This window comes from Enterobacter sp. 241F3, assembly GCF_034106785.1.
GTDB classification, from domain to species: Bacteria; Pseudomonadota; Gammaproteobacteria; order Enterobacterales; family Enterobacteriaceae; genus Enterobacter; species Enterobacter vonholyi.
Genome location: NZ_JAWNDD010000001.1, coordinates 276,189 through 300,022, shown reverse-complemented (window position 1 = coordinate 300,022; position 23,834 = coordinate 276,189). Strand labels below are relative to the sequence as shown.

Below are 23,834 nucleotides of genomic sequence, written 5' to 3'. Positions count from 1 at the left end.
CGCCCCAATGGGGAGAGGGTTAGGATGAGGGGAAAAAATCACAGCGCCGCAAACTTATCCAGCGTCCGCACCAGTTGAGTGACGAAACCGTATTCGTTGTCATACCAGGCAACGGCTTTCACCAGCTGAAGTTCTCCCGCCTCTGACACCTCCGTCTGCGTGGCGTCAAACACCGAACCATAGTGCGAGCCAATCACATCTGACGACACAATTTCTTCGTCGGTATACCCAAACGATTTATTGCCCTGCGTCGCCTTTTTCAGCGCGGCGTTGATCTCCTCAACGGTGACTTTCTTGCCCAGAATGGCCACCAGCTCGGTTACCGAACCCGTTTTTACCGGCACGCGCTGCGCGTGGCCCTTAAGTTTGCCGCTGAGCGCAGGGATCACCAGGCCAATGGCTTTGGCGGCACCCGTGGTGTGCGGAATAATGTTCTCTGCCGCCGCCCGGGAGGCGCGAAGGTCTTTCCCACGCGGGCCATCTACCAGCGCCTGCGTACCGGTATAGGCGTGAATGGTGGTCATGGTGCCCACCTTAATTTCAAACGCATCGTTCAGGGCTTTCGCCAGCGGAGCGAGGCAGTTGGTGGTGCAGGAGGCGACGGAGATGATGGTATCACTGGCGTCAATGGTGTCGTCATTAACGCTGTAGACGATAGTTTTCATGTCACCCGCAGGCGCAGAAATCAGCACTTTCTTCGCGCCGGCGTCCAGGTGCGCCCGTGATTTCTCTTCAGAAGTATAAAAGCCGGTGCACTCCACGACGATATCCACGCCTGCGGCTTTCCACGGAATGTGCTTCGCCTCTTTCTCGGCGTACACCGCAATGGTTTTACCGTCCACAATCAGCGCATCCTCGGTGAAGTCCACGCTCCACGGGAAGCCACCGTAGTTGGAATCATGCCTGAGCAGGTAGGCCAGCACTTTCGGGGAGGTGAGGTCGTTGATGGCGACGACGGTATTACTGTCCTGGGTTTCAAGAAGGCGACGCAGTACAAGGCGCCCAATGCGTCCAAAGCCGTTAATGCCAATTTTACTCATGGTGCTCTCCTGTAAACGTGTCGATGCGACAGTTTGAACTCATCCAGGCTTAGACCATCACGGGCAGGGCAGCAATTGAAGATGCTTCATGCGGGAGGAAGTATTTGAAAAACCATACAGAAAAGTTAATGAATTTTTAAGGAAAGGGGATTATGTTGGCGCGGTAACTGTTTTTAATCGAGAAATCACATGCGCACTAAATATACAAGCCTGCAAATCGGCATCCACTGGCTGGTGTTTCTGTTAATCATCGTCGCCTACTGCGCCATGGAGTTCAGAGGTTTCTTCCCGCGCACCGCGCGCCCGGCGATCAACATGATCCACGTCTCATGCGGGATCGGTATCCTGGTGCTGATGGTAACGCGTCTTCTGGTTCGCCTGAAGTTCCGCGCGCCACCGATTGAACCGAAGCCAAAAGCGATGGTGACGGGGATGTCCCATCTGGGGCATCTGGTGGTTTATCTGCTGTTTATTGCGCTGCCGCTGATTGGCATTGTGATGATGTATAACCGGGGCAGCGACTGGTTTGCTTTTGGCCTGGCGATGCCGCATGCGGCAGAGTCAAATTTTGACCTGGTTGATGTGCTGAAAGAGTGGCACGAAACGCTGGCAAATCTGGGCTATTTTGTGATTGGCCTGCACGCCGCGGCGGCGCTGATGCACCACTATTTCTGGAAAGATAATACCCTTCTGCGCATGATGCCGAAAAAGCGTTCGTAGTCTTTAACGCTTGCCGGGTGGCGATGCGTCACCCGGCTTGTTTTTTAACCCAGCAAAGCACGCTCTTCGGCAGTTAACGCCAGCCCCTGAGTTGACCCCGTCTCCGACGACTTCACCGCCGCTTCCAGCACGGCCATCACCGCTAATGCCTCAACAGGATGGACAGGATTGGCGATTTCCCCGCGTAGTGCATCACGCACGTTAATATAGTACTGTCGCTGATCGCCTTTCGGGGTAGGGATCGTCTGCGGTGTGCCGTCGGCCCCAAAGAACACCATACTGTCGCTGTCTTCGCCCCAGGTTTCACTGCCTGGAGTCACCCCTGCGAGCAGCTGTGCTTCCTGCTGATCGATTCTGGCCTTCACCACGCTGCCCTTGTCCCCGTGGACGGCAAAGCGCGCCGTACCGCCTGCCACCAGCATGCTGGCGTGCAGAATCACCTTATGCTCCGGGTAGTTTAAGACTACGTGCGCCCAGTCGTTAACTTCTGCGCCGTCGCGCAGCGTCGCGATATTCCCCTGAACCGACTGCGGCAGGCCAAAGAGCTGTAGCGTCTGGTCGATAAGATGAGGCCCCAGGTCAAACCACAGGCCGCTCCCGGGGACATTCTGCTCGCGCCAGCGCACGCGCACTTCCGGGCGGAAGCGGTCAATGTGCGATTCAAGGTGTTTGACCTTGCCGAGCGTGCCTTGCTCAATAACCTGCTTAATGCCGAGGAAATCGCTGTCCCAGCGGCGGTTGTGGAAGACGGAGAGCAGCAGCTGCTTTTCCTCCGCCAGCGCAATCAGGTCGCGGGCTTCCTGCATGTCGAGGGTGAAAGGCTTATCCACGACCACGTGTTTACCCGAGTTCAGGGCCAGCGTCGCCAGCGGGGCGTGCGTGGCGTTGGGGGAGGCAATCACCACCAGGTCAACATCAGGATGCTGAATAGCCTCTTCAGGGGTGGCGACCACCTGTACGTCCGGCAGATCGCGTTTTACCTTGTCTTCATCGCGAGAAGAGACAACTGCCAGCTTAAGCCCGTCCACAGACTGGATCAGCGGGGCATGGAAGGTTTTCCCGACAAATCCATACCCGATCAGCGCAATGTTGATTGTTTGAACTTTACTCATGACCTTCTCCACGTTAATTCGCGCACACCGTGACCTGCAATGCGCCAGGGTCCCCAAGCTCAGGCCAGGGACGATCTAAAAAGAGTTGTTGAATGTTGGATAACCCGGAAACCAGATACGGCTCGCAGCGGTTAATTTTCAGATGATCGGCGACAATCCAGTGCACGTGGCTTGCGTCCAGCATTGCGCGTTTAACCTCGGCATCCGCTTCTTTACCGGCGCTCAGACCGAGTTCGGCATGAATGGCGCACGCCCCGAGGATGGCGATATCTGCCCGATAACGGGACAGCAAAGATAACGTGGCGCTTCCGGCAAACAGGCGCTGCTGGTGGTCCCATTTGCCGCCGAGCAGGATCAGCTCAACGTCTTCCCGGTCGCTAAAGTGCTGGGCGATATCCAGCGACGTGGTAATGACGGTGAGCGGCCCCTGAAGAAAGGTGGCGACGGCCATCACCGTGCTCCCGGCATCCAGAAAAAGGGTGGAGCCCGGTGGAACCTGCTGTGCGACCTGCTTACCCAGGCGCTGTTTGGTCTCCGGCAGCAGCGTATTGCGGCCCTGACGGTTCATGGCGGAGAGATTCAACGCGATGGCTCCGCCGTGGTTCTTCTGCGCCAGGCCCTGGTTCTCCAGGTCGGTCAGATCCCGACGGATGGTATCGGCTGAAACCTGCAGCTTTTCGGCCAGCTCGGTGATGCTGGCCTGGCCTTGCTCGCTCAGGATATCCAGAACGTAGCGTTGACGAGCGGTTTTGTGCATGGGGTACAATCCTGCAAAATGTCGCAATAGTTTGCATAATACAGCATTTTAACGCAGAGAAAAGGGCAATGTCGTTTTGATGTCGGGGAGTGCGGTGATGATTCAGATGCGTGATTATTAAAATTTTATTAAAAAGGTATAAGCAAGCCGTTTTGAATGTTAATCATAATGTTATTGTTATGTTTTATTTAACAGTTTGGGTTATGTAACCACTGCACCATCATTGTCTGGGTTTTAATTCTGTTAAATGGTGATAGTTCGGTTTTTAATTGCTTTAATTAGTTTATTAATGGCATTAAATTTTAATTGGGCCTGTTTGGCTACTTAAATTGACACTTCTTTGAAAATCTTTGTGTCTGACCCGAGCGGAAATTAACGCAAAAATGTGCAGGGAGCAAATTAAGAATTTTCCTTAAATAACAGTCGGTTTATATGTTTCATCTGAAAGGTCATTTTAAGAGTTTTGTCCAGAAACCCCATGTTTTTTCTTAATTGTAACACCGCCTTAACATTGGGGGTGTAGTGGCCTATAACACATTTTGTTATGCTGCTAACCACTTTAGGAAATAAGTAAATTCTTAATTTAAATAAGACGCAGGCAGATCTCATCTCCAGAGGAAATGGGTATGGGGGAGTTTTACCTAAAATACGGCAAGGATGCTAAATAAGATATTTGTCTAATTATCTATACCTCTTTTTGGGTAATTGCTTCAGTGTCACTCAGAGTCAGGGAGATAACAATGACGATATTACGAAAGCCTATGTTACGCCGATTTACAGCAGCACTGGCATTCATTTCATTAGCCATAAATACGGCGTACGCCAATAGCAGTCAGGTGGGCATTGCCCCGGTTGCCACGACAACCTTAAAAGAAAGTATTCTTTTTGCTATCGATCGCGATCCGTCTATTAGTCAGCAGGCCGCACAATTGGGTATTGGCCAGGCACAAATAGATGAAGCGCGCAGCGGCTGGATGCCGCAAATATCGTTGAACGGGAGTACAGGGCACAGCCAGACCACCGATTCCAGCGGGTCGCTGAAAAATTCGGCCGCCTGGGGGCTGAGCCTGACGCAGCTGCTGTACGATTTTGGCAAGACTAATAACAGCATCAGCCAGTCTTCCGCCCAGCGCGATAGCTATCGCTATCAGCTGATGGGCATGCTCTCTGACGTGGCGGAAAAAACGGCGCTGAGCTACGTCGAGGTCAAACGCTATGCCGATCTGCTGCAGGCGGCAAAGGAGAACGTTCAGGCGCTGAAAAACGTTGAGCAGCTGGCAAAGCTGCGTGCCGATGCGGGCGTGAGCTCGACCTCCGATGAGCTCCAGACCCGCACGCGTATTGCCGGCATGCAGGCGACGGTCGCGCAGTATCAGGCCGCCTTAAACAGCGCCCGCGCGCGGCTTGCGGTATTAACCGGTATGCAGGCAGAAAACTATTCGCCTGTACCTGCAAACCTCGCGGTTGAACCTGATTCGCTCAACCGCATTGATTACTCGCTGATACCGGCGGTTATGGCCGCGCAAAACATGGAGCGCTCTGCCCAGTACGGCGTGGAAACGGCGAAGTCCCAGCACTGGCCGACGTTAAGCCTGAAGGGTGGGCGCACCCGTTATGAATCGGACAACCGTTCGTACTGGGACGACCAGATCCAGCTCAATATTGACGCACCGCTTTATCAGGGGGGCGCAGTTTCCGCACGAGTGCGGCAGGCTGAAGGAGCACGGGCGATGGCCTCCTCTCAGGTCGATCAGGCGCGTTTTGACGTCCTGCAAAAAGCCTCCGTCGCGCAGGCGGACTGGACCGGCGCACGGGGAAGAATGGAGGCCGGGAAGCAGCAGCTGGAAAATGCCCTGCGCGCCCGGGATGTTTATAAAAATGAGTACACCCTGAGCAAGCGGAGCATTAACGATCTGCTCAGCGTTGAGCAGGATGTCTGGCAGGCTACTTCGGCGAAAATAATCGCTGAGTATGATGGCTGGAGTTCGGCAATTAATTATGCTTCCGCGGTTGATAATTTAATGCCGCTTGTTGGAATAGAGAAAAACGCTGCCGCAAAATTACCCGATTTGAGTTAATAAAAGACGCGCAGTTTTGCGCAAAGTAAGACTGAAAATAATGGGTGTTTTTTCCCAGGGATAGCTACATCCATCTGGTGGACATATCCACAGGAATCCGTACACCTGCAAGGAGAAGAATATGAGTAACATAAAAGTTGTTGATGTCATCATTCGCAAAACGGCGGAGAAAACGAAATTAACCGGCGAAGGAAATCTGTCGGTCTCTATTTCATCCCCGAGCGTTATTGAAATCCAGGGTTCTGCTCAGGATGTGGTGCGCTATGTCCGCCAGGGTAAAGACCTTCTCATTTATATGAAAGATGGCAGCGTTATTCGCTGCAATAACTATTTTGTTGAAGATCCTGAAACGCATACTCAGTCAGAGCTGGTATTCAACGATCGTCAGGAACTGACGCATATTTCTTTTGCCGATGCCGGGGACGCGTCAGGTGCTGCGGTGACCGAGTTAACCGCGCAGGCCACACCGATTAGCAGCATTCAACCTTTCCTTGAACAGGAAAGCGTCTTAAGCGACGCGCCGTGGGGCTGGATTGCGGGAGCTGCATTAGGTGGCGGTGCCATCGGGGCGCTGCTGGCAAACGGCGGCGACGGCGAAACTAAGACAAAAGTTATTGATAATACCAAAGAGGTGGAAAGCGCCACGCCAACCTTCCTGCTGTCGGATAAAGCGGGTGACAAGCAGGGCGTGCTGAGCGCAAACGAGATCACGGACGACAGCAACCCAACCTTTAGCGGTACCGGTCAGCCAGGCGCGACCATCCAGGTTAAAGACAGCAGCGGCAGCACCATTGCGAGCACGATGGTCGGCAAAGACGGCACGTGGACGGTAATGTTACCGACCCAGACGGACGGGGAGCACACCTGGTCGGTCGTGCAAATCGACGGCAGTAAAACCACCTCTGCGGGCAGTATCACCGTGACGGTTTCAACCGCCGATGCCGCCATTACGCTTGCCACCACGGCGGGCGATAACGTGCTGAACGCCAGCGAACAATCCGCGGGCTTTACGGTTTCCGGAGCCAGCAAAAACCTGGCGCAGGGTACCGTACTTACCGTAACGCTGAACGGCAAAACCTACGCGGCTGAAGTCGGGGCAGACGGCGCGTGGAGCGTGAACGTGCCTGCAGCAGACGCGCAGGCGCTGGGCGACGGCACCTGGACGATTAACGTCAGCGGCAAAGACGCGGCGGGTAATACCGTGAGCGGCAGCCAGACGATCGGCGTGGATACCACCGCACCAACCCTCTCTATCGATACCCTCGCGCAGGACAACATCATTAATGCGGCTGAGCACAATCAGCCGCTGACCCTGACCGGTAAAACGAATGCGGAAGCCGGTCAGATCGTCACGGTCACGCTGAACGGTAAAAACTATAACGCTACGGTGGGTAGCGACGGCACCTGGTCCGTCACGCTTGCAGCGAACGACGTGCAGGCGCTCAACGAGGGCAATCACACTCTGACGGTTAACGTTAGCGACAAAGCGGGCAACGGTACGTCCGTGACGGGAGATTTCACGGTTGATACCACCGCGCCGGTCGTCACTATTGATACCGTGGCGGGCGACGATACCCTCAATATCAGTGAGCAGGGGCAGGCGCAGATTATTTCCGGGCAGGCGAGCGGCGCGTCGGCAGGCGATGTGGTCACCGTGACCGTTGGCGGACAGTCTTTCACCGGCGTGGTGCTGGCGGACGGCAGCTGGAGCGTAGGCGTTCCGGCGTCCGTGCTGGGTGCGTTGGGAGAAGGTAACCATACGATTTCAGTTTCCGTGACCGACGCGGCAGGCAACACCGGCAGCGCCACGCACGATATTACGCTGAGCGGAAACCCGCCAGAATTTACGATTGACGCCATCAGCCAGGACAACGTGCTGAATGCTCAGGAGGCAATGCAGCCGCTGAGCCTCACCGGCACCAGCAACCTGCCTGACGGCAGCGCCATCACCGTGACGCTGAACAACGTCAGCTATCAGGCCACCGTTGAAAACGGTATCTGGGCGGTCCAGGTGCCGGTTTCCGACGTGCTGAATCTGGCGAACACCCTTTACACCGTCAGCGTCAGCGGTACCGACAGCGTGGGTAACAGCGGCTCTGCCGGGGCGACGCTGCTGGTGGATACCGTACTTCCGCAGGTCATTATCAACACCTTTGCGGGCGACAACCTAGTCAATAACGCCGAAGCGGGCGTCGATCAAACCCTCAGCGGTCGCGTCACCGGCGCGGCGGCGGGCGATACCGTATCTGTCACCGTGGGCGGCAAGAGCTACACCGCAACGGTTGGCAGCGACCTGACCTGGAGCGTGAAAATTCCGTCAGCGGATCTTCAGGCCTTCGGCGACGGGGATTTAACCTTTACCGCGTCGGTGACCAACGGGCACGGCAATACCGGCACCGGCGAGCGCGATATCAATATCAATGCTGAACTGCCGGGCCTGCGCGTAAACACCATTTCCGGCGATGACGTCATCAACGCGATCGAACAGCAGCAGGATCTGAGCGTCACCGGCTCCAGCACCCATCTGGCTGCCGGCACGCAGATTACCGTTACCATCAACAACGTTGATTACGTTACCGCGGTTAACGCCAGCGGCAACTGGCAGATCGGCGTCCCGGCGGCGGACCTGCAGGCCTGGAGCGCGGGAGACATCACGGTTAGCGTCAGCGCGGTAGATGCCTGGGGCAACACCGTTGCGGCTGAACACCCGATTGAACTGGATCTGAACGCCGTGGCGGTCACCATTGATACCGTCTCCGGCGACGACCTGCTGAATGCCGCAGAAAAAGGCGCCGATTTAACCCTTTCCGGCCAGACGCAGGGAGTGGAGGCGGGGCAGACCGTGGTGGTTAAATTCGCCGACCAGACCTTCACCGCGCTGGTGCAGCAGGACGGCTCCTGGAGCCTGACCGTGCCCGCCAGCGCCATGGAAACCCTGATTGACGGGCGCGCGCAGGTGAGCGTCAGCGTCACTAACGTCAACGGCAACAGTGCCGACGCGTCGCGCGTGGTCACGGTGGATACGCTGCCGCCGGCGATTACGCTCGATAACCTGACCGCCGATAACATCATCAACGCGGCTGAAGCGCAGCAGGATTTACTGTTAAGCGGTAGCAGCAGTGCGGAACCGGGCCAGACGGTTACCGTGACGCTGAACGGCAAAACGTATCAGACTACGGTCCAGACGGACGGTACCTGGCAGCTGAGCGTCCCGGCGGCTGATGTCGGTGCCCTCAACGATGGCATCGTTACCGTGACGGCCACCGTGAGCGACGTGGCGGGCAACACCAGCAGCGCCGACCGCGTGGGGCTGGTGGACGCGACCGTGCCGCAGGTGACCATCAACAGCTTTGTCACCGACACCAACACCGTTAACCAGCTCGCCCATTCACAGGCGCAGGTCCTGAGCGGCTCCGTCACCGGCGCGGCAGCGGGCGATTTGGTGACCATCACCATTAACAGCATCGATTACACCACCGTGGTGGATGCGGCGGGCAACTGGAGCCTTGGCCTGCCGGCGTCCGTCGTGCAGGGGCTGGCTGACGGCACCTGGACAGTTGACGTCTCCGTGACCGACAGATCCGGCAATACCGGAAGCAGTTCGCTGGATGTGGTGGTGAATACCGTGACGCCCGTCATCGGTATCAACACGCTGGCGGCGGACGACGTGATTAACGCGACCGAGAAAGGCGAAGATCTGCAGATTTCCGGCACCAGCAACCAGCCGGAAGGCACGACTATTACGGTGACCCTGAACGGCATTCAGTACACGGCCACCGCTGACGCCAGCGGCAACTGGAGCGTGACCGTACCGGCGGCAAACGTGCTGGCGCTGGGCGAAGCGAATTACACCGTGACGGCGAACGTCACCGATAGCGTAGGCAACAGCGCCTCAGCCTCACACGATGTGCTGGTAGACAGCTCGCTGCCGGTGGTGACGATTAACACGCTGGCGGGCGACAATATCGTTAACGCGGCGGAAGTGGCGGCAGGGCAAACCCTGTCCGGCAAAGTCACGAACGCGGCGCCAGGTGACACTGTCACGATTATCCTTGGCGGCCAGACATACACGACTACCGTGCAGGACGATCTGACCTGGAGCCTGCCGTTAAGCGAGAGCCAGTTCACCGCGCTCGGCAACGGGGATCTCACCGTATCGGCCAGCGTCACCAACGCGCACGGCAATACCGGCTCTTCTTCGCTCGACTTCACCATCGACGCCCAGCTTCCGGGACTGCGTATTGATACGGTCGCAGGCGACGACGTGATCAACGTGATTGAACACGCTCAGAACCTGATTGTATCCGGCACCAGCACCGATCTGGCGGCGGGCAGCGCCGTGACCGTGACCATCAACGGCAAAGCCTATTCCGCAACGGTGCTGGCGGACGGCACCTGGCAGGCAGCGGTACCTGCAGCGGACGTGTCCCAGTGGGCGGATGGATCGCTGGATATCAAGGCAAGCGCGCAGGATGCTTCTGGCAACCCGGTAACCATCGGGACCGTCGTGGACGTCGATCTCGCGCCGGTCGCCATCACCATCAACAGCGTGACCGACGACAACGTGCTTAACGCGGCGGAAAAAGGCCAGGATTTGGTGCTGTCCGGCACCACTTCCGGTGTTGAAGCGGGCCAGACCGTGACCATCACCTTCGCAGGGAAAACCTACACCACGACGGTGGATGGCAACGGCGACTGGACCTGGACCGTTCCGGCTGCCGATCTGAGCGGCCTGAAAGACGGTGACGCCAGCGTTCAGGTCAGCGTCATCAACGTGAACGGCAATGCCGCGTCTTCGGCGCATGAGTTCAGCGTCGACACCACCGCGCCGACGGTGACCATTAACGCTATCAGCGGCGATAACATGCTGAATGCGGCAGAGGCGGCGCAGGATCTGACCCTGAGCGGGACCTCTACTGCCGAAGCGGGCCAGACGGTCACCGTGACCTTCAACGGCAATCAATACAGCGCGCAGGTGCAGGCGGACGGCAGCTGGACGCTCGACGTGCCTGCGGCGGATCTGGCGGGCATCACCGACGGCAGCGCCGCGGTCACGGCATCCGTGTCCGATAAAGCAGGTAACCCGGCCAGCGCGGGCTCCTCGGTGCTGGTCGACACCACCGTACCGCAGATTAGCTTCAACATCGTTGCGGGCGATGACATCATCAATATTGCCGAGCACGGCCAGGCGCTGATCGTCTCCGGTAAGGTGACGGGCGCGCAGGCGGGTGACGCGATCACCGTGACCCTGAATGGTAAAGATTACACCGCCATGCTGGATACTTCCGGCAACTGGAGCGTGGGCGTTCCGGCGGCGGACGTGGGCGCGCTGGTCAACGGTGAGCAGACGATTTCTGCGACCCTCACCGACAAAGCCGGTAACAGCACCACCGCGACGCACGAGTTTGACGTCTCCCTGACCGCGCCGGTCATTGCCATCAATACCCTGGCGGCTGACGACGTGATCAACGCGACCGAGAAAGGCCAGGATCTGCAGGTGTCCGGCACCAGCAACCAGCCGGAAGGAACCGCCATTACGGTGACGCTGAACGGCATCAGCTATACGGCCACCGCCGACGCGAGCGGGAACTGGAGCGTGACCGTTCCGGCGGCAAACGTCTCCGCGCTGGGCGAAGCGAGCTACGTGGTGACGGCGAGCGTAACCGACACCGCGGGCAACAGCGCGGGCACCGGCCATAGCGTGCTGGTCGACAGCGCGCTGCCGCAGGTCACCATCAACCCGGTCGCCACGGACGACGTTATTAACGCGGCGGAAGTGGCTGCCGGACAGACCCTGAGCGGGAAAGTGAGCGGCGCGGCGAGCGGTGACACTGTCACCGTTACCATCGGTGGCAATACTTATACGGCGACGGTTCAGGACGATCTGAGCTGGTCGGTCAACGTGCCGTCCACGGTCTTAACCGCCATCGGGAACGGCGATCTGACCGTGTCAGCCAGCGTCACCAACGGCCACGGCAACACCGGCACCGGCGAGCGCGACATCAGCATCGACGCCAACCTGCCGGGCCTGCGCGTCGATACCGTGGCGGGCGACGATGTCATCAACAGCATCGAGCACGCTCAAAACCTGATTATCACCGGCTCCAGCGAAGGCCTGGCAGCGGGCGCGGCGTTAACGGTGACCGTCAATGGTAAAACCTACGCCGCAACCGTGCTGGCGGACGGGACCTGGACGGCGGCCATTCCGGCGGCAGACGTCAGCGCGCTGAATGCGGGCACGGTCACCGTGACCGTGGACGGCCAGAGCGCGGCGGGCAATCCGGTTTCCATCAGCCATGACGTGAAGGTGGATCTGGCGGCAGTCGCCATCAGCATTGACCCGATTGCCTCTGACGACGTGATTAACGCGGCGGAGAAAGGCGCGGACCTGGTGCTGTCCGGCTCCACCACCAACGTGGAAGAAAACCAGACCGTCACCATCACCTTCGGCGGTAAGTCGTACACCGCGACGGTCGATGCCGACGGCAACTGGACGGCTACCGTGCCGTCTGCCGATTTGGGCGGCCTGAAGGACGGCGATGCCAACGTGCAGGTGAGCGTCACCAACGTGAACGGCAACAGCGCGTCCGCGGGCCGCGAGTACAGCGTGGACGCGACCGCGCCGACGGTGTCTATCGAGATCGTCAGCGACAACAACATTATCAATGCGGCCGAAGCGCAGCAGGATCTGGTGATTAACGGCGTCACCAACGCCGAAGCGGGTCAGACCGTCACCGTGACCCTGAACGGCGTGGACTACACCACCACCGTTGAGGCTAACGGCAGCTGGAGCGTGACCGTACCGTCCGCCGATCTGGGCGCGATTGCCGACGGGAACTACACCGTCAGCGCCGCCGTATCGGATAAAGCGGGCAACCCGGCCTCCGCGGATCGCGACGTGCTGGTGGATACCACCGTTCCACAGTTGACCATTCACACCGTGTCCGACGACGACGTGATCAACAGCGCCGAGCATGCGCAGGCCCTGATTGTCACCGGTTCCGTGACCGGCGCGGCGGCGGGCGACGTGGTCACCGTCACCCTCAATGGCAAATCGTACACCGCCACTCTCGACGCCTCCGGCAACTGGAGCGTTGGCGTGCCTGCGGCGGACGTCACCGCGCTGGCCGCCGGGGATTACACCATCACCGCGGCGCTGACCGATAAAGCCGGCAACAGCAACAGCGCCACGCACGGCGTAGAGGTGAACCTGACCGCGCCGGGGCTGACCATTGACACCGTTTCCGGTGACGATGTAATCAACAATACTGAGAAAACCCAGGATCTGACCCTCTCCGGTACGGCTTCCGGCCTGGCGGCAGGCGCGGTGGTGACCGTGATGCTCAACGGCAAAGCGTACAGTGCGCAGGTGGACGATAACGGAAAATGGACCACCACCGTTCCGGCGAGCGAAGTCGGTCAGTTGGGCGAGGCGCTTTACACCGTCACCGCCTCGGCGACGGACGGCGTCGGTAACAGCACCAGCGCGTCTCACACCGTGAACGTGGAGTCCGTTCTGCCGGGCGTGATCGTTAACACCATTGCGGGCGACGACGTCATTAACGCGGCAGAGCTGGCAGCCGGTCAGACCATCAGCGGTAAGGTGGTGAATGCCGAAGCGGGCAACACCGTGACCGTGACCATTGGCGGTAACATCTACACCGCAACGGTGCAGAGCGATCTCACCTGGTCCGTCGATGTGCCTGAATCTGTTCTGACGGCGCTGGGCAACGGCGATTTGACGGTGTCAGCCAGCGTGACCAACGGCGTCGGCAACAGCGGATCCGCTGAGCGCGATATCACGATCGACGCTAACCTGCCGGGCCTGCGCGTGGATACCGTGGCGGGTGACGACGTGATCAACAGCATCGAACACGGGCAGAACCTGATTATCACCGGTTCCAGCGACGGGCTGGTGGCAGGCGCGGCGCTGACCGTGACCGTAAACGGCAAGACCTATCCGGCGACCGTGCTGGCGGACGGCACCTGGAGCGCGGCGATCCCGGCCGCGGACGTCGGCGCATTGAGTGCAGGCACGGTTACCGTGACCGTTGCCGGCCAGAGCAGCGCCGGTAACCCGGTTTCCATCAGCCACGATGTAACGGTGGATCTGGCGAGCGTTGCCATCAGCATTGACGCCATCGCCACCGATGACGTGATTAACGCGGCCGAGAAGGGCGCGGATCTGGTGCTCTCAGGCACTACCTCAAACGTCGAAGAAAACCAGACCGTCACCATCATCTTCGGCGGCAAAAGCTACACCGCGACCGTAGGCGCCGACGGCAAGTGGACGACCACGGTGCCAGCGGCCGATCTGGCGGGTCTGAAAGACGGCGACGCCAGCGTGCAGGTGAGCGTCACCAACGTCAACGGCAACAGCGCCTCGGCGGGCCGCGAGTACAGCGTGGATGCGACCGCACCGTCCGTGACCATCAATACCCTGGCGACGGACGACATTCTCAATGCCACCGAAGCGAAGAGCGATCTGACGGTTTCCGGCACCAGCACCGCCGAAGCGGGCCAGACGGTGACCGTGTCGCTGAACGGCAAAGACTACACCACAACCGTCAGCGCGGACGGCAGCTGGACGCTCAACGTCCCGGCGGCCGATGTTGCGGCCCTGACGGACGGCAGCGTGACCGTTACCGCATCGGTAAGCGACAAGGCGGGCAACCCGGCGTCGGTGGATCACAACCTGGCGGTAGATATCACCGTCCCGGCGGTGACCATCAATACCGTGGCGGGCGATGACGTGATTAACATCGCAGAACACGGCCAGGCGCAAATCATCAGCGGCACCGCCACCGGCGCGGCTGCGGGCGATAAGGTCACCGTCACCATCGGCGGCCAGACGTACACCACCGTGCTGGACGCGGCGGGGAACTGGAGCGTGGGCGTACCTGCAAGCGTGATTTCCGGCCTCAGCGACGGCACCGTGACCGTCACCGCGTCGGTTACCGACTCGGCGGGCAACACCGGTACCGGCAGCCATAACGTGACCGTCGATACCGGTCTGCCTTCGGTCAGCTTCAACGCCATCAGCGGCGATAACGTGCTGAACGCGGTGGAGAAAGGTCAGGACCTGAGCGTCAGCGGCACCAGCGCCAACCTCGCGGAAGGCACCGTGGTGACCGTGACCCTGAACGGCAAAAACTACGCGGCCACGACGGCGGCAGACGGCACCTGGAGCCTGACGGTTCCGGCGGCGGATCTGGCGGGTCTGGGTCAGGCCAACTACACCCTGAACGCGAGCGCTACCAACGGGGTGGGCAACAGCGTGAGCAACACCGCGAACCTGCTGGTGGACACCGCGCTGCCAACGGTCACCATCAACACCGTGGCGGGCGATAACGTCATTAACGCGGCGGAAGTGGCGGCAGGCCAGACCCTGAGCGGCACCGTGGCGAATGCCGAAGCGGGCAACACCGTCACCGTGACCATTGGCGGCAACACCTACACCGCGACGGTGCAGAGCGATCTGACCTGGTCCGTCAACGTGCCGTCTGACGTGCTGACCGCGCTGGGTAACGGCAGCCTGAGCGTAACGGCGACCGTCACCAACGGCCACGGCAACACCGGCACCGGCGAGCGCGAGATCGCTATAGACGCTAACCTGCCGGGACTGCGCGTCGACACCGTCGCGGGTGATGACGTGATCAACACCATCGAGCACGCGCAGAACCTGATCGTTACCGGTTCCAGCGACGGGCTGGCGCCGGGCACGGCGCTGACCGTCACCGTCAACGGTAAAGACTATGCGGCCACGGTGCTGGCGGACGGCACCTGGAGTGCGGCTGTTCCGTCTACCGACGTGAGCGCGTGGCCGGAAGGCACCGTCAAAATCAGCGTGACCGGCGACAGCTCAGCGGGTAACCCGATTACCATCAGCCATGATGTGACGGTAGATCTGGCGACCGTTGCCATCAGCATCAATGCGATTGCGACCGACGACGTGATTAACGCGGCGGAGAAGGGCGCGGATCTGGTGCTGTCCGGTGCGACCACCAACGTGGAAGCCGGGCAGACCGTGACCATCAGCCTGAACGGCAAAATCTACACCACCACGGTGGACGACAGCGGCAGCTGGACCTGGACCGTACCGTCTGCGGATCTGGCTGGCCTGAAGGACGGCGATGCCAGCGTGCAGGTGAGCGTCACCAACGTCAACGGCAACAGCGCCTCGGCGGGACGTGAGTACAGCGTGGATGCCACCGCGCCGACCGTCACGATTAATACCCTGGCGACGGACGATATTCTGAATGCCGCCGAAGCGAAGAGCGATCTGACCGTGTCCGGTACCAGCTCTGCAGAAGCTGGCCAGACGGTGACCGTGTCGCTGAACGGCAAAGACTACACCACAACCGTCAGCGCGGACGGCAGCTGGACGCTCAACGTCCCGGCGGCCGATGTTGCGGCCCTGACGGACGGCAGCGTGACCGTTACCGCATCGGTAAGCGACAAGGCGGGCAACCCGGCGTCGGTTGATCACACTCTGACGGTGGACGTCACCGTTCCTGCGGTGACCATCAATACCGTGGCGGGCGACGATGTCATTAACCTCGCAGAACACAGCCAGGCGCACATCATCAGCGGCACCGCCACCGGCGCGGCTGCGGGCGATAAGGTCACCGTCACCATCGGCGGCCAGACGTACACCACCGTGCTGGACGCGGCGGGGAACTGGAGCGTGGGCGTCCCGGCGAGCGTGATTTCCGGCCTCAGCGACGGCACCGTGACCGTCACCGCGTCGGTTACCGACGCGGCGGGCAACACCGGTAGCGGCAGCCATAACGTGACCGTCGATACCGGTCTGCCTTCGGTCAGCTTCAACGCCATCAGCGGCGATAACGTGCTGAACGCGGTAGAAAAAGGTCAGGACCTGAGCGTCAGCGGCACCAGCGCCAACCTGGCGGAAGGCACCGTGGTGACCGTGACCCTGAACGGTAAAAACTACGCGGCCACGACGGCGGCAGACGGCATCTGGAGCCTGACCGTTCCGGCGGCGGATCTGGCGGGTCTGGGCGAAGCGAATTACACCCTGAGCGCGAGCGCCACCAATGGCGTGGGCAACAGCGTGAGCAACACCGCGAACCTGCTGGTGGATACCGCGCTGCCGACCGTCACCATCAACACCGTGGCGGGCGATAACGTCATCAACGCGGCGGAAGTGGCCGCGGGCCAGACCCTCAGCGGCAAGGTAACGAACGCGGAGGCGGGCAATACCGTCACCGTGACCATTGGCGGCAACACCTACACCGCGACGGTGCAGAGCGATCTGACCTGGTCCGTGAACGTGCCGGAGTCCGTCCTGACGGCGCTGGGCAACGGTGACCTGACGGTGTCAGCCACCGTCACCAACGGCCATGGCAACACCGGGACCGGCGAGCGCGAAATCGTTATCGACGCCAGCCTGCCGGGCCTGCGCGTTGATACCGTGGCGGGCGACGATGTGATCAACAGCATCGAACATACTCAAAACCTGATCGTCTCCGGCACCAGCGACGGGCTGGCGGCAGGCACAACGCTCACCGTGACCGTCAATGGCAAAACCTATGCGGCCTCCGTGCTGGCAGACGGTTCCTGGAGCGCGGCGATCCCGGCGGCAGACGTCGCGGCCTTCGCAGCAGGCACGGTCACCGTGACCGTTGCAGGTCAGAGCGCGGCGGGCAACCCGGTGACCATCAGCCATGACGTGACCGTCGACCTGGCGGCGGTGGCTATCAGCATCGATGCGATTGCCACCGACGACGTGATTAACGCGGCGGAGAAAGGCGCGGATCTGGTGCTGTCCGGCAGCACCTCGAACGTGGAGGAAAACCAGACCGTCACCATCACCTTCGGCGGCAAGACTTACGCCGCGAAGGTGGACGCCGACGGCAACTGGACGGCCACCGTGCCGTCTGCGGATCTCGCGGGCCTGAAGGACGGCGATGCCAGCGTGCAGGTGAGCGTCACCAACGCGCACGGCAACAGCGCGTCGGCGGGGCGTGAGTACAGCGTGGACGCGACTGCGCCAACCGTGACCATTGATACGGTCGAAGGCGATAACGTGATTAATGCCAGCGAAGCGGCTGCGGGCGTTGCCATCTCCGGCACCACTACGGCGGAAGTCGGTCAGACGGTCACCGTGACGCTGGGCGGTAAGAGCTATACCGCGCAGGTGCAGCAGGGCGGCATCTGGAGCGTTAACGTTCCGGGCAGCGACCTCTCCACGCTGGCGGATAACGGCTACACCGTGCAGGCGAGCGTGAGCGACGCCGCGGGTAACCCGGGCAGCGCGGGCAAAACAATTACGCTTGATACCACGCCGCCGACCGTCAGCTTTAACGTTGTCGCGGGCGATGACGTCATTAACAGCGTGGAGCACGGCCAGGCGCAGATCGTCAGCGGGTCGGCAACCGGCGCGAACGTCGGGGATAAAGTGGTTATCACCCTCGGTTCGCACCAGTACACCACCACCGTTGACGCCAGCGGCAACTGGAGCGTGGGCGTTCCGGCCAGCGTGATTTCCGCCCTGACCGACGGCACTGTGACCCTCAGCGCGACCATTACCGACAGCGCGGGTAACAGCAGCACCCAGACCCATGACGTGGTGGTCAACACCGCCTCCGTGGCGCTGACGGTGAACACCGTTAGCGGTGACGACGTCATCAACGCGGCTGAAGCCGGTTCGTCACTGGTGATTAACGGCTCCAGCGCGCAGTTCGCCAGCGGCACCCAGGTCACCGTGACCCTGAACGGCAAGAGCTATACGGCCACCATTCAGAGCGACGGTACCTGGACGACTACCGTACCGGTTGCAGACGTCAGCGCCCTGGCCGATGGCGCCAGCTATCAGGTGTCCGTGTCGGCGCAGGACAGCGCGGGCAACAGCGCCTCCGCAACGCATACTATCAGCGTGGATACCACTGCGCCGGTGGTGAGCATTGGGACGCTGTCGGTTGACGACATGCTGAACGCCGCGGAAGCGCAGCAGCCGCTGACCGTGCACGGTTCTTCCAGCGCGGAGGCGGGTCAGACCGTTACCGTGACGCTGGGCGGCAAAACCTATACTGCGCTTGTCGGCAGCGATGGCACCTGGACGCTCGACGTGCCGGCAGCCGATCTGGCTGCCCTTAGCCAGGGCGCGCTGACGGTGACCGCCTCGGTCAACGACAAAGCCGGTAACAACGGCCAGACCACGCACACCTTAACGGTAGACACCGTTGCGCCAACCGTGACCATCAGCACCGTGGCCGATGACGATATCGTCAACAGCGCGGAGCAGCTGGCGGGCCAGACGATCCGTGGTACGACCACGGCGGAACAGGGCCAGACGGTGACCGTCTCCTTCAACGGGCACAGCTATCAGGCGACCGTCGGGGCGGACGGATCGTGGTCGGTCTTCGTGCCGGGCCGTGATTTCCTCGGCCTGAGCGACGGGGAGTACACCATCACCGCTTCGGTGAACGATAAGGCGGGCAACCCGGGCAGCGCAACGCACGGCGTGACGCTGAACGGCGATGTCCCAACCATCACCATCAACACCTTTGCGCAGGACGACATCGTCAACGCCGCCGAGCACGGCACGCCGCTGGTCATCAGCGGTACCACCGACGCGCCTGCAGGCCAGACGGTGACCATCACGCTGAACGGTAAAACCTATGCGGCTACCGTCCAGAATGACGGCACCTGGAGCTACACGGTGGGCAGCGCTGACGTGACCGCGCTGGCAGACGGCGGCTCGTACGTGATTAACGCCCTGGTGAGCAACACCATCGGCAACAGCGCCAGCGATAACCATACCGTCACGGTGGATCTCACCGCGCCGTCGATGGGGATAAGTATTGATTCGCTGCAAAACGATACCGGCCTGAGCGCAACGGATTTCATCACCAACGACAGCCAGGTCGTCGTCAACGGCTCGCTGACCGCGCAGCTCGGCAATAACGAGAAGGCGCAGATCAGCCTCGACGGCGGCGTCACCTGGATTGACCTGACCGTGACCGGCACCACCTGGCGCTACGCCGATGGCCGCACCCTGACGAACGGTACGTATCAGTACCAGGTCCGCGTGATTGATAACGCGGGCAACGTGGGGGCAACGGACAGCCAGGACGTGGTGATTGATCTGACGAAGCCTGCGGCAACCACCATTACCGTGGATTCCATTACGCAGGATACCGGCCTGTCCGGCAGCGACTTTATCACCAGCGACAACCAGATCAGCCTTAAAGGCACGCTGGGCGCGGCGCTGGGCAGCGGCGACCACGCGCAGATCAGCCTTGACGGCGGCGTCACCTGGACCGACGTCAGCGTCAGCGGCCTGAGCTGGACGTACGTCGATGGCCGCACGCTGGCCGACGGAGATTACAACTACCAGCTGCGCGTGATTGACGATGCGGGCAACATCAGCGCCACCGCCTCTCAGGTGGTGACCATTGATACCGTTGCGCCGGACGCTAGCAAAACGATCGCCATCGACAGCATCAGCGACGATACCGGCCTGAGCAGCAGCGACTTTATCACTCGCGACACGTCCCTGACGCTGCACGGCTCGCTCGGCGCGACGCTTGCCGACGGCGAATACGCCCAGATCAGCATCGACGGCGGCGTCACCTGGCAGAACGTGATTGTCACCGGCAACAGCTGGTACTACGTGGACGGCCGCACGCTGGGTAACCAGACCTATGACTACTACGTTCGCGTGGTGGATGCGGCCGGCAACGTCGGGGCCAGCGCCCATCAGCAGGTGACCGTCGATACGGTCGCCCCGGATGCGGCGATTACGGTGACCGTGGATAACATCACCGTGGATACCGGCTTCGACAATAACGACTTCCTGACCAGTTCGACCTCGTACACGCTGCACGGAACGCTCGGCGCAGAACTCGGCGCGGGTGAATTCGTGCAGGTGAGCATGGACGGCGGCAGCACCTGGGTATACGCCACCGTGAGCGGCACGCAGTGGAGCTACAGCGACACGCGTACTCTGACCGACGGCAGCCATAACTATCAGGTACGGGTCGTCGATCTGGCGGGGAACGTTGGGGCAACCACCTCGCAGGCGGTGACGGTGGATACCCAGGCGCCGCAGTACGGCGTCACCATCGACAGCATCAGCGAAGATACCGGCCAGTCCGGCAGTGATTTCATCACCATGGACACCACGCTGACCATTAACGGTTCGCTGGGCAGCGCGCTGGCAAGCGACGAGCGCGTACAGATCAGCCTGGACGGCGGGAATACGTGGCTCGATACCACGGTCACCAACCAGCGCTGGAGCTACACCGATACCCGCGATCTGCCTGACGGCGACTACACCTACCAGGTGCGGATTATCGACCAGGCGGGCAACGTGGGTTCCACCGCGTCTCAGATCGTCACGGTAGACACCACGCCGCCGACCACGGTTGGCACGGTCGTGAGCTACACCGACGGCGAAGGCGAGCGTCAGGGCACCTTTGGCAGCGCGGTGGCAACGGACGATAACTCGCCGCTGATCAACGGGACGCTGAACCGCGCCCCGGACGACGGCGAGATCGTGCAGCTCTACCGTGACGGGGTTCTGCTCGGCCAGGTGACCATGAACGGCAGTGCGAGCTGGTCCTTCCAGGACAACGGCCTGAGCGACGGGAATCACACCTATATCGTGCGCGTCACCGACAGGGCCGGTAACTACACGGAATCCGACGGCTTTGTGCTGAACGTCGATACCAGCATCCCGACCACCACGGCGGCGATCACCGCGCAGACCACGTCGGACACTACGCCGATCGTCAGCGGTACCGTCTCCGCTGACCTGGTGAACGGCGAATATCTGGTGGTGACGGTGAACGGCAAAACCTACACCTCCCAGACCGGCGGTGCGGTGGTAGTCGACCCGGATCACAACACCTGGTATCTGCAGATCCCGGACGGCGATGCGCTGAGCGTGGCAAGCTACAGCGTGACCGCGCAGGTGAAGAGCAGCGCGGGTAACGGCAATACCACCGGTACGGCGACCGGCAGCCTGGTGATTGATACCACCTCGGTGAATACCGACTGGGCAACCACGGCGGGGAACAGCAACAACTCCACCATGACCCTCGGCATGAACAGCAGCGGTCTGTGGAATATCATCGCTAACGGCCAGTCATACTCCAGCAGCGATAGCTCGACCTATGCCGGCAATACGCTGACCAACACCCGTAACTACTACGTGGTGAGCCAGACCGCCGCCGACTTTGACCGTAACGGCACGCAGGACATTTTCGCGACGGAAAATACCTACGCCGGGTCAACGCAGGTGATGTGGACCTACGATGGCAGCACCTATAACGCCAGCCAGCTGGCAATGGGTACTACCATCTGGTACGGCGGCGTGATTGCGTACGATAAAACCGGGGATGGGTATCTGGATCTGGCGTACGGCGATGCCGGTATGGATTCCCTGACCTATCTGGTGAACAACAAGGGTGTCCTGTCGCCGGACGGCACCGGTGGGGAAGGCGGTTTCTACGGCCAGTTTGATTCCGGGCGCGAAATCTCCGGCGTCGACCTGAACAACGACGGCACGGTGGATATTGTCCAGCACACCAACCGCAGCGGCGCGTACTCGTTAACCGTGATCAACAACAACGGTAACGGCACGCTCTCCATCGGTCAGAACCTGACGAACGTGTTTGTGGCAAACGCCTCGAATACCACCACGGCGGCATCCATGACGTGGGCGGACTTCAACGGCGATGGCTACATGGATCTGTACCTGGGCAGCAGCTACAACAACAACGGCGGGGTGATCTACTACAACGACGGCACCGGGAAGCTCTCGGCCACCAAGAGCGCGGTAGAAGCCTCTAACGCAGCGGCGGGCTATTTGTCTGTGGCGGTGGACTGGAACGGCGACGGACAGATGGACATCGTCAAGCTCAGCACCTACGGCGGCTCGCAGACGGCGACCCTGTTCACCAACAACGGTTACGGCTCTACCTGGACCTCAAGCCAGCTGGCTTCAGGCCTGGCGAACGTCACCGGCGTGGCGGCTGTGGACTACAACTGGGACGGCGCGCAGGACCTGCTGGTTTCTCAGCAGAACGGCAAGGTGGTGCTGGTGCAAAACAGCAAAACCATTGCTGACGGCACCGCGATGCATCTGCACATTGTCGACAGCGAGGGCATCAACGCCTACTACGGCAACACGGTCAATCTGTACAACGCCGCGGGCGTGCTGGTGGCCTCGCAGATCATCAACGCCCAGTCCGGTATCGGTTCGAACGATACCTCTGCGCTGGTGAGCTTCTACGGGCTTGATCCGAATGAAACCTATTCGGCTGAGATCCTGAAGATCACCAACGGCGTGTCGGATAACGTCACCTGGAGCGGTCTGGAAGCGGGCAACGGCAAAGAGGGCTACGTTCTGACGGCCGAAGCCGCCACCGGTGGCCACAGCGGGACTATCACCGGGACCGGGTATAACGACACCTTTATCGCGGAAAACGGCACCTATACCTACAACGGTTCCGGCGGATGGAATACCCATTCCGACTATGACACCTGGAGCAACACCGGTGGGATGGACGTGGTGGATTACCGCAATGCGACGTCTGGCGTAACCGTTGACCTGCGCCTCTCAACCGCGCAGGACACCGGGTTCGGCACCACGCGTCTGCTGAACATTGAAGGGATTAACGGTTCGGATTTCGACGACGTCATCACCGGCAACAGCGGTGATAACCAGTTCGAAGGCCGCGGCGGAAATGACACCTTCAACATCGGCAGCGGCGGTCACGATACGTTGCTCTACAAGCTGATCAACGCGTCGGATGCGACGGGCGGTAACGGTCACGACGTGGTGAACGGCTTTACGGTCGGGACCTGGGAAGGGACAGCGGACACGGATCGTATTGACCTGCGCGATCTGCTCTCCGGCAGCGGCTATACCGGCACGGGCTCGGCGAGCTATGTGAACGGCGTGGCCACGCTGGACAGCAGCGCGGGTAATATCAGCGATTACATCCGCGTGGTGCAGAACGGCAGCAATACCGAGATCCAGGTTGACCTGGACGGTACGGGCGGCCAGTTCTCGCCGACCACTCTGGTGACCCTGAACGGCGTGCAGACGGATCTGGCGACGCTGCTGGCGAACCATCAGCTGTTAATTGCGTAA

6 protein-coding genes are annotated in these 23,834 nt (G+C 60.6%); 3 read left to right on the top strand and 3 right to left on the bottom strand.

The window, feature by feature from the left end; genetic code table 11:
- Positions 1-38 precede the first annotated feature (38 nt).
- On the bottom strand, positions 39-1,040 hold the full coding sequence (gap, locus tag UR504_RS01310) for a type I glyceraldehyde-3-phosphate dehydrogenase (protein ID WP_023311641.1): 1,002 nt from the start codon (positions 1,038-1,040) through the stop codon (positions 39-41).
- 189 nt (positions 1,041-1,229) lie between these two features.
- Here gap and cybB point away from each other — a divergent pair, with 189 nt between their 5' ends.
- Positions 1,230-1,760, top strand: coding sequence for a cytochrome b561 (gene cybB, locus UR504_RS01305; RefSeq protein WP_115875008.1), 531 nt, complete (start codon positions 1,230-1,232; stop codon positions 1,758-1,760).
- Between the two features lie 44 nt (positions 1,761-1,804).
- Here the strand turns inward: cybB and UR504_RS01300 are convergent, their stop codons facing one another.
- Positions 1,805-2,872: an oxidoreductase gene (locus UR504_RS01300; protein WP_320739200.1), complete on the bottom strand. Its 1,068-nt coding sequence runs from the start codon at positions 2,870-2,872 to the stop codon at positions 1,805-1,807.
- Between the two features lie 13 nt (positions 2,873-2,885).
- On the bottom strand, positions 2,886-3,629 hold the full coding sequence (locus tag UR504_RS01295; RefSeq protein WP_115875010.1) for a DeoR/GlpR family DNA-binding transcription regulator: 744 nt from the start codon (positions 3,627-3,629) through the stop codon (positions 2,886-2,888).
- A gap of 740 nt (positions 3,630-4,369) precedes the next feature.
- Here UR504_RS01295 and UR504_RS01290 point away from each other — a divergent pair.
- Both UR504_RS01290 and UR504_RS01285 read left to right on the top strand, forming a co-directional pair.
- On the top strand, positions 4,370-5,707 hold the full coding sequence (locus UR504_RS01290) for a TolC family outer membrane protein (protein WP_320739198.1): 1,338 nt from the start codon (positions 4,370-4,372) through the stop codon (positions 5,705-5,707).
- Between the two features lie 121 nt (positions 5,708-5,828).
- Positions 5,829-23,834: an Ig-like domain-containing protein gene (locus UR504_RS01285; RefSeq protein WP_320739197.1), complete on the top strand. Its 18,006-nt coding sequence runs from the start codon at positions 5,829-5,831 to the stop codon at positions 23,832-23,834.